Source organism: Collinsella sp. AM20-15AC (assembly GCF_003471405.1).
GTDB lineage: Bacteria > Actinomycetota > Coriobacteriia > Coriobacteriales > Coriobacteriaceae > Collinsella.
The window spans coordinates 68,785-77,661 of record NZ_QRJA01000010.1 but is presented as its reverse complement, the minus strand read 5'-3'; the positions used below and the strand labels follow the sequence as shown (position 1 = coordinate 77,661).

The window sequence follows — 8,877 nt, the reverse complement described above, 5'->3', positions numbered from 1 at the left end:
GTTTCTGATGCGGCGCGCTGCGCGCCCCGCACAGGCTAAAGCCTTTAGCAAAAGGCCTCCTGGCGAATGAAAATTCGCCAGGAGGCCCCTTACAAAACGTGGGCTCCTTCGTTCGAATGAACGAAGGAGCCCATACTCTTTTTTTAGGACAGGAGGCCGCGAGTCGGGCCACCAGCCGCCAATCAATCGCACTCGCCAAGCGAGCGGCGCAGCGTGCGCACAGCGCCAAGCAAATTGGCATCGTTGCCGTTCTGTGCTGGCTTGATGCAGGGCCTCGGTATGATGGGAAGAACGTGAGCCTGATCCATCATGCGCTCAAATGCCTCAAACAGCTCGGGACGGGCGCTGATTCCGCCGCCGACCACGATGACCTCAGGGTCGATGACCGACTGCAACCCCATCAGCATGTTGTCGAAAACCAACGCGTATGCATCCAGACCGCGACGAGCGTCCTCATCCCCCTCTTCAATCCAAGAGAAAATCCGATATCCGTCGATATCATCGGTCGGATCAATCCCCTTCGCCGCACACACCTGGTCTCGGAGCGCCCGCCAGCTGGTGACATCACCGTACACCGACCCAAAGGTCACGGGCTTGCGCACATCGTTGCTCACAAAGCACACGGTGCCGGCGAGATTGTGCGCGCCTCGCAAGATGTGACCGTCAACAACGATGGCACCGCCGAGACCCGTACCGATCACCACCATCAACCCCAGGGAGACCCCCTTCAGCGCGCCGACGGCATATTCTCCCAGTGCCGCGCACATCGCATCGTTCTCGATGGTTACGGGAAGCCCTGTGCTCTCGCGCAAGATGCGACCGAGCGGATATCCGTCCAAACAGTGAAGGGCGCCGCCTCCCCCAACCACGCCATCGGAATCGCCTTCGGAAAAGACTCCGGGCATACTTATTCCCACACCCCTCACCCGGGCGCGATGGAGCTCGATCACCGAGCGGAACGTTTCGATAACCTGGTCGGCGGGCGAGGTGCATGTTGGGATACTTCCGTGCTCCTCAATGTGGTAGTCGGCGTTCACCACCGCCCATTTCACCTGAGTGCCGCCCGCATCTATACCGAAATAGCAGTCCATAATCTTATCCCCTGTCCCATAGGGTTAGTCCAGGTCCTCGCCGTTGCTCTCGATGACCTTCTTGTACCAATAGAAGCTGTCCTTGCGGCTGCGCGCGAGCGTGCCCTTGCCCTCGTCGTCGCGGTCGACGTAGACGAAGCCGTAGCGCTTGCGCATCTCGCCCGTGCCGGCGCTGACCAGGTCGATGCAGCCCCACATGGTGTAGCCCATGAGGTCCACGCCGTCGAGTTCCACGGCATCCTCCATGCTCTGGATGTTCTTGCGCAGGTAGTCGATGCGGTAGCCGTCATGGATGGAGCCGTCGGCCTTTACCTCGTCGCTCCAGCCGATACCGTTCTCCACGATCCAAAGCGGCTTGTGATAGCGGTCGTAGAGCTCGTTCAAGGCGATGCGCAGGCAGTACGGATCGGTCGCCCAGCCCCAGGCGTTGGTCTCGAGGTAGGGGTTTTTCACCATGCCGAAAGCGAGATTGCCGGACGCGACCTCGAGCTCCTTCTGGCGCAACGATACCGTCGAGCCTCCGTAGCACGAGAACGACAGGAAATCTGCCGGATAGGTTGCGAGAAGCTCGAGGTCGTTCTCGCCCATTTCCAGCTTGATGCCCGCGCGCTCCATCTCCCTCAAGCGATAGGCGGGATAGTGGCCGCCCACCTGCACGTCGGCATACCACAGCGCGTCACGCTCGCGTTCCATGGCGAGCAGATGATCGGCGGGGTCGGCGGAATAGGAGTAGATGGGGTTGTACGCGAGCATCTGACCCACCATGATCTTAGGGGAGATTTGGCGCGCCGACCGAACCGTAAGGGCAGACGCCACGAACTGGTTGTGCGCCGCCTGGGCCTTCGCATGGGGGCTCCCATCCGTAAGCCCGCCCGCCATGAAGCTCCCCATGCTCATCATGTTGATCTCGTTGAAGGTGAGCCAGTACTTCACCTTGCCCTGATAGTGCTTCATGACGCAGGTGGCGTAGCGCACGAACAGGTCGATGAGCTCGCGGCTCTTCCAACCGCCGTACTTGTTCACGAGCGCGAGCGGGGTCTCGTAGTGCGAGAGCGTCACGAGCGGTTCGATGCCGTACTTAGCGCACTCGTCAAACACGGCGTCGTAGAACGCTAGACCCTCGGTGTTGGGCTCAGCCTCCTCGCCCGTGGGGAAGATGCGCGCCCAGTTCATGGACAGGCGGAAGCACTTGAAGCCCATCTCGCCCATGAGGGCGATGTCCTCGGCGTAGTGGTGGTAGAAGTCGGTGGCCGTGTGGCTGGGATAGTAGTAGCCATCAACCACCGCCACCTCCAGCCCTTCAGGAAGTCCCTCCTCGCAAACCGCATACACGGGAAGCGCGCCGGTTTCCCCTGTCGCGGTATTACGCCACGTTATCTGCCGTGACACCGTATGGCTACCGCTGGTCATGGTGTCCGAGGTGTTCGGTCCTTTGCCGCCCTCTTCCCAGCCGCCCTCATACTGGTTGGCGGCGGTGGCGCCACCCCACAGGAAACCTTCCGGAAATGCCATTGGCTACCTCCTCGATCGTGAAAACATCTTCATGAAACGGGAAGACGGGCTGCATGGCAGTCCCGGCTTCCCGTCAGATAATCAGTTAGGCGCTTGCACCCATGCGTTGATAGACCGTGATGAAGCGCTCGGCAAGGATACGGAAGCCCTCAGCGCTCATGAGCTGATCCTCCGCATGCAGCAAGATGATGCGAAACGGCAGCTCCTCGCCGCTGGCCTCTTGCTGAAGCAGTTTCATGTGAGCGTCGTGGCCTGCGTTGAACACCACGTTGCCCTCGTCGATAAGTTTCCGGGCGGCCTCAAAATCACCATTCTCGGCACAGGTTATCGCTTCGAGGTAGCAGCTGCGCGCGCTCCCCACCTGAGCGACGATAGAGAAGCACGTCATTTCAAACTGATCGATCGCTTCTTGTTTGATCTCTGACATGGCTATGCCCCCAGCAACTTTCGAGCCTGTTTGAGCACGGCCTCGCCGTTCATTGTCCCATACGCTGTCATATCAATCGGCTCCACCGGACAGTTCACTTGATTCTTCACCTTGTTGAGTTCAAAGCGAACCTGCGGTCCCAGCAGGATAACGTCGCTATCCGCATATTCCGCCGCTTGGTTGACAGGGTGCGCCTCGATGGTGCACACGAAACCGTCCTTTTCAGCCGCCTGTTGCATGCGCTGTACCAGCATGCTCGTCGAAGCGCCCGCGGCGCACATAAGTACGATATGTTTCATCCTACGCTCCCAACCTCATGGAAAATGATGGTGTGAATATGAAAATCCCTATGCGGCCGATTCCTCGAGAGCGGCCTGCTCCTCTCGCAACGCCTGGCGATCAGCCATAAGGGTGAAGGGGGTATACATGAGCACCGACACCGCCAAAACCGCAACCGAAATCACCAGGCACCCGATGCCGCCCTGCATGAATGCGATGACCGGCTGGGGAAGCACCCAGGGAAGCTGAATCGTGGGATTGAACGCAGCCCCAAGACCGAGGGCGTAAAGCGCCTGGACCACGATGGCGCAGACCGGGATGTTCAGCACGAACGGGATGAAGTACGTGGGATTCAGCACGACCGGCAGACCGAACATGAGCGGCTCGGAGATATTGAAAAGCGACGGAACAAGCGCGATGCCGCGAATCGCCTTGAAGCGCTCGGACTTGGTGAAGAGCAGCGAGATGCTGATGCCCAGGGCGTTAGCCTGGCCACCGATGGCGGTGCCGAGCGCGACGACGGCCCAAGCGCCATAGGGCAGTGCCTCGCCCGCGATGATGGCCTCGGTGTTAGCAGCGCTGCAAGCCATGATTACCGGAGCGTAGAAGTTGAGCATCACGTTGGGGTGGACACCGAAGAACCAGAAGATCGACTGCAGCGAGCACACGATGATATAGGCCAAAGGAGAGGCACCGACCATCGTGACCGGCGTGCCGATCAAGGTGTTGATCATATCGAACAGGTTGCCCCACGGGGTGAAAGAAAGACCCCACTTGGCGAACCACACCGCAGTGAATAGCACGATGGCGGCAAACATCGGCGACAGCGAGTCTGCAACCATGGGCGGAACCATATCGGGGAGCTTGATTTCAAGCTTGCTCATCAAAATGGCTGTCACCTTCGGCACGATCAGGCCAAGCAGAATGGCGACGAAGATGCCGTTCGATCCCATGTACGACGTGTTGATGAAACTCGCCATGGGAATATCCTCGAACGATTGCTGCGGCATGAATGCCAAAAACACCGCGCCGCTCACGATGCCACCGGTATAACCGCTAAGGCCGCATACCTTACCCCACCTCAAACCGATGAAGAAGGAGATGTATATACCCATCATGTTCATGGTAACGGTGAGGATGGAGTTGCCGGTCGCCATGAGACCGCTCGAACCCACCCAATCGGAGAACCCCGGAATGGGGAAGTTGATGAGAATCGCGATAACCGAGACGCCAAGGGTCATGGGCAGCGTGCACATCATGCCGCCCATGAGGGCGTCGAGCATCTTGCTGTCAGCAACCTTGCTTGCCACAGGTGCGATTGTCTTATCCATTATGTTTTGGATCTTGTCGAATACCGCCATGTTTCAGCTCCAATCTTTGCAGTGAACTCTATCGATGCCCGTGTGCGGCATCTTCCCCTCTAGATAGCGCATCCACCTCTCTTCAAAATCACAACGACGTGCTTCAGGCAGTACGCCATTCAGCGTGAATTGGCGAGATTGCCCCAGCGGACGCTTACGTCAGGTCCGCGTACGTCACGAGCCCCACGTCCTGCTCTGCAAGCCATGCGGCGACATCAGGGTCGACAAGCATCGCGGCTTCCCGGATGCGGGCCTCGAGCATGGTCGAGTTATCTCGCAAGTACGCGTCGATATAACCTGGGTGAAACACCATGAGACGGCATATCCCTTCCGGTGTCGTTTCAAGCGCCTCTCGAAGCGCCGCAAAGGGATCCGCTTCATATGACGAGAAATCCTTGGGAACATAGGAAAGCACCGGCGTCGAGCGAAAGGTGACTGGCTCGCCCGGAACACCCATCGCGAAATAGGGCAGGCCGTGACGCTCGGCAACGATCTCAAGGCCGCGGAAGAACATGGGGCTTGCGACCGCATGTCCCTCGAAGTAATCGGGCTCACGCCCGACGAGCTCAAGGAATCGCCGATACTGCGCCTCGATTTCGATAATGACCTCGTCAAGCACCACGAAGTCCTCCCCAGCCCGCGCGGCGGCGCGATATGCTGAGCTCCGCTTGAAATTGCCATCATCGTCAACGATGCTCGAGATGAGCGAGGAATCGCTGAGGGGCCTACCCGTGCAGATATTGGTGTGCTGACCCAAGCAGAGATCCTTGATTTGCAGGCGCGCCAAACCGCTTTCTGCAAGCGGCATGTTGGTCATGACGCCCACCGAGCGAATGAGCCCCGCTTGGACCGCGGCCGCTATCCCGCAATTAACACCGTCGCTGTAACCTAAATCGTCGGCGCGCAGCAATAACCGCTTCATCCGATCCTCCTCAACCGATATCTCGTCGAGCGGCAAAGCAACGAAGCGATGCCCTGTGTAGAGCCGATGCCGTGTTCCGGCGGGGCGGCAAGCTTCGTCGTCTCTTCTTGCATTAAGTATGACGCCGGCTATATCCAAAATCGGTTACATGCTGTGCCACAAGGTTGCGAGATGGCTACGCGAGTTTCATAACGTGAAACTCCGCAGGAATACCGGCATGTTTGAGCTATAGTTTGGTCAAATGAGGCCCTCTTATTCGGGCCACTGAGCATAAAGGGGACAGCCATCATGGAAAAATCCATCTCGATGGGATCGGTTGCCGAACGGTTGCTTGACTACATCGACACCGCAATGCAGCACGACACCAACTACGAGATAGCGACCACGCTGGTGAAAAACTACAGCAAGCTGAGCGAGCTCTCGATTGGAGAAATCGCCGACATGTGCTTCGTCTCGAAGGCTTCAGTGTCGCGATTCTGCCGGTTTATGGGTTTCGCTGATTTCAAGGACCTGCGCAACCAGCTTGAACATGACATCCTCAAAACCGGGTTGTTTCCACATGCCTTTGTAGAACAGCTGTCAAACGACACGGAAGGCGCTCTGGCATCCTACCGGGAGGCGATCCTGCTCAATATCGAAACGACCATCTCGGCGGCAAACATCGCGAAACTGCCCGCCATTGTCGATGATTTGCACGACAGCGGGCATGTCGCGTTCTTCTCCCACCACTTCCTCTGGGACGTGGGCCGCTACTTCCAAAGCAGGCTCACCATCATGAACCGCCTCATCGAGCTTTACCTCGATTATTCATCGCAGCTCGCCTGCGCGCAATCGCTCACCAAATCCAGCCTCGCCATCATTTGCAGCATAGGGGGAACATACCCCATTCGTTATCCAGAAATCGTCAACGCACTCGCCGCCTCCGGCTGTCGTCTTCTCGCCATCACACAAAACACCTCAAGCGCCTACTGGAACCATGCCTCCTGCATACTGAGCTGCGGAGTGACCAACAACATCGACACGGGCAAGTTCGGTGCGCTTGCCGCCATCGACTTGATAGTCATGGAATACCTGAGGCGTTATGGAGCCGATTCCGGTACTGGCGAGTAATCTCGTCGGACCACCGACGCTCAGCAGGGCAAGCCGTTTTCTCTAATCACGTCCTGATACCAGAAGAAGCTGTCCTTCCTGAAACGAGCGCATTGCTTCGCATCGGTTTCCGTGCGATCGACATACAGAAGGCCGTAGCGCTTAGTGAACCCCTGATGACTTGAGCATAGATCCATGAGGCTCCAAACGCAGTAGCCGAAGACGGGATAGCCTTCGCGAATGAGCTCCTCGACCTCGCCCAAATGTCGTGAAAGGTATTCGATGCGCACGGCATCATGCACCCTGTTCTCCTCGTCAAGTGACTCGGAAAGAGCCATGCCGTTCTCCGTGACGATCATCGGAAGCTGGTAGCGATCGTAGAGCTTGCGCATGCCCACGCGAAGCCCAAGGGGGTCGATGCCGTTCGACATCCACTCGGTCGGCGCGATCGCAGGGTTATCGCAGAGTTCGAAATCCCCGCCCGACCACGGAGGGAACCGGTCGAAGCGGATGGGCTCCGTGCGCTCATGCGCACAATTGCTGAAATAGTAGTTCACCCCAAGAAAATCGGGCCTCGTCGCGACCAGGATGTCGTGGTCCCCGCACTCAACAACAGGGTAGAAACCTTCGCGCTCCAGGTAATAGCGCGCATAAGGCGAGATGTCGCCGCGCACACTCAGGTCGAGCAGGTAGTTCTGCATCATCTCCTCGGCGTTCATGGCCGCAAGCACATCCGCCGAAGCGCTCGTCCGCGGGTTGACCACCTGCATGGCGACAACGGGGCCGATCTGCGCATCGGGGTCGATCTGTCGCAGGCACGCGATGGCGCGATGCTCGGCAAGAGCGACATGATAGCTCATCTGGTAGGCGTTCTTCTGCCGTTGGCGCGGATCGGTTTCGGTGTCACCCGTGTTGCTGGGCGCGGAGGTCGCAATTAGCTGTTCATTCACGGTAACCCAGCGCTTGACGCGCCCCTTGAAGTGCGTGAAGCAGATTTCGGCATAGCGCACATAGAAGTCGATCATCTTACGGCTCTTCCAGCCGCCGAAGGTCTCGACCAACGCACTCGGACATTCGAAGTGATACAGGGTGACCAAGGGCTCGATCCCTCGCTCCAGCAGGTAGTCAATCAGCTGGTCATAAAACGCCAAGCCCTCAGGATTGGGATCCCCCGAGGCATCGGGCATGATGCGGCTCCAAGCGAAACCCATCCGGTAGACCTTGATGCCGAGCTCGGCCATGAGGTCGACATCCTCACGCCAGTGATGATAGTGGTCCGAGGCGATCTTGTTATCGGCGATGCCGGGACGCCCCGGGCCGCGATCGGTGGTTGCCGGACCTTTGCCTCCTTCATCATACCCACCCTCAACCTGAAAAGCGCTGGTGGAAGCACCCCAGAGGAAACCTTCGGGAAACCGGTGCTGAGTCATGAGTTCAACCTCTCGTCACGGATGTCACTTCTTGCAACTCCCGTTATAACGGATGTACGAACCAAAGCCTGTTACTCATTCCCGGGCAATGTTTCACGATTTGAAAACGGCCGTGCCATCATGCACCGCAAACTCTAAAGAACATGCCGTCGCGAAGGCCAAGCCTCATGCCCGCCACCGTCACGTGCCGGCGCCGCACACCGCCAAGCCGCTACTCCCCGTCGCGGAAGGTCAGGAGGTCGCGGTAGTCCGTGTCGCGCGTGCTGCCCGTCTTCGAGAACGGGTTCACCGAAGCAGGACACCTCATCCTCAAGATCTACCTCCTCGACGAAACCAAGGTCGATTTAGGAGACGCAACGTTACTACAGCGCAGGGAAAACGGCCCGCCGAATAAAATCGGATCGATCCCCCGTCTTTCGGTCGATTGCCACCACCATGGATGCCGGAAAGCGCACGGTAACTGCAACAAGCGGCTCATCAGCAACAACGCCAGGCCTGACATGGATGCGCTCAAGACGACCCGTCCAAGTCTCTTGCTCAAACTCTACGCTCTCGCGCTCGATATCTTCGTCTGTCAGGACCGATCCATCAGCTAGTTTGTACTCAGTCATTATCTAGAACCTCCCTCTCAGACAAACCATGCTTGAGAGCATTGCGGTGGACAATTGCCATGGAAGTATCCTCTCCTCCAGGCAGAGTTTGTCATACTCATTGCATGACAAACTCTGCCTTGATACGTTCCCCACCCCATGCTCATCGGCAAAGC

9 protein-coding genes are annotated in these 8,877 nt (G+C 58.1%); 1 reads left to right on the top strand and 8 read right to left on the bottom strand.

Features of this window, described 5'->3' with window-relative positions:
• Nucleotides 1–182 precede the first annotated feature (182 nt).
• From DW233_RS04935 to DW233_RS04910, 6 genes are all read right to left on the bottom strand, one after another.
• The gene (locus DW233_RS04935) at nucleotides 183–1,091 is read right to left on the bottom strand and encodes an ROK family protein (protein ID WP_118267001.1); all 909 of its coding nucleotides are present in this window, start codon (nucleotides 1,089–1,091) and stop codon (nucleotides 183–185) included.
• Nucleotides 1,092–1,115: 24 nt separating this feature from the next.
• Nucleotides 1,116–2,603 (bottom strand): glycoside hydrolase family 1 protein, encoded by a 1,488-nt coding sequence (locus DW233_RS04930; RefSeq protein WP_118267000.1) that lies wholly within the window; start codon nucleotides 2,601–2,603, stop codon nucleotides 1,116–1,118.
• Between the two features lie 85 nt (nucleotides 2,604–2,688).
• A complete protein-coding gene (locus DW233_RS04925; protein WP_089572593.1) occupies nucleotides 2,689–3,030 on the bottom strand; it encodes a PTS lactose/cellobiose transporter subunit IIA in 342 nt (113 codons plus the stop codon).
• Between the two features lie 2 nt (nucleotides 3,031–3,032).
• Nucleotides 3,033–3,329, bottom strand: coding sequence for a PTS sugar transporter subunit IIB (locus DW233_RS04920; protein WP_089572594.1), 297 nt, complete (start codon nucleotides 3,327–3,329; stop codon nucleotides 3,033–3,035).
• A gap of 48 nt (nucleotides 3,330–3,377) precedes the next feature.
• Nucleotides 3,378–4,670 carry a PTS sugar transporter subunit IIC gene (locus tag DW233_RS04915; RefSeq protein WP_118266998.1) on the bottom strand — a complete coding sequence of 431 codons (1,293 nt, stop codon included), beginning with the start codon at nucleotides 4,668–4,670 and terminating at the stop codon, nucleotides 3,378–3,380.
• 154 nt (nucleotides 4,671–4,824) lie between these two features.
• Nucleotides 4,825–5,628, bottom strand: coding sequence for a ChbG/HpnK family deacetylase (locus DW233_RS04910; protein WP_233502819.1), 804 nt, complete (start codon nucleotides 5,626–5,628; stop codon nucleotides 4,825–4,827).
• Between the two features lie 252 nt (nucleotides 5,629–5,880).
• Between DW233_RS04910 and DW233_RS04905 the strand changes: the two genes are divergently transcribed.
• Nucleotides 5,881–6,702: a MurR/RpiR family transcriptional regulator gene (locus tag DW233_RS04905; protein WP_089572597.1), complete on the top strand. Its 822-nt coding sequence runs from the start codon at nucleotides 5,881–5,883 to the stop codon at nucleotides 6,700–6,702.
• Between the two features lie 20 nt (nucleotides 6,703–6,722).
• Here the strand turns inward: DW233_RS04905 and DW233_RS04900 are convergent, their stop codons facing one another.
• On the bottom strand, nucleotides 6,723–8,111 hold the full coding sequence (locus DW233_RS04900) for a glycoside hydrolase family 1 protein (protein ID WP_118266996.1): 1,389 nt from the start codon (nucleotides 8,109–8,111) through the stop codon (nucleotides 6,723–6,725).
• A 362-nt stretch (nucleotides 8,112–8,473) separates the two neighbouring features.
• Nucleotides 8,474–8,722: a pilus assembly protein HicB gene (locus DW233_RS04895; protein WP_099432424.1), complete on the bottom strand. Its 249-nt coding sequence runs from the start codon at nucleotides 8,720–8,722 to the stop codon at nucleotides 8,474–8,476.
• Between the last annotated feature and the right edge of the window lie 155 nt (nucleotides 8,723–8,877).

What these genes read in the sequence shown, in the direction of transcription:
- DW233_RS04935 (WP_118267001.1), bottom strand. Translation starts at nt 1,091, where the DNA reads ATGGACTGCTATTTCGGTATAGATGCGGGCGGCACTCAGGTGAAATGG.
- DW233_RS04900 (WP_118266996.1), bottom strand. Translation starts at nt 8,111, where the DNA reads ATGACTCAGCACCGGTTTCCCGAAGGTTTCCTCTGGGGTGCTTCCACC.
- DW233_RS04915 (WP_118266998.1), bottom strand. Translation starts at nt 4,670, where the DNA reads ATGGCGGTATTCGACAAGATCCAAAACATAATGGATAAGACAATCGCA.
- DW233_RS04930 (WP_118267000.1), bottom strand. Translation starts at nt 2,603, where the DNA reads ATGGCATTTCCGGAAGGTTTCCTGTGGGGTGGCGCCACCGCCGCCAAC.
- DW233_RS04895 (WP_099432424.1), bottom strand. Translation starts at nt 8,722, where the DNA reads ATGACTGAGTACAAACTAGCTGATGGATCGGTCCTGACAGACGAAGAT.
- DW233_RS04925 (WP_089572593.1), bottom strand. Translation starts at nt 3,030, where the DNA reads ATGTCAGAGATCAAACAAGAAGCGATCGATCAGTTTGAAATGACGTGC.
- DW233_RS04920 (WP_089572594.1), bottom strand. Translation starts at nt 3,329, where the DNA reads ATGAAACATATCGTACTTATGTGCGCCGCGGGCGCTTCGACGAGCATG.
- DW233_RS04905 (WP_089572597.1), top strand. Translation starts at nt 5,881, where the DNA reads ATGGAAAAATCCATCTCGATGGGATCGGTTGCCGAACGGTTGCTTGAC.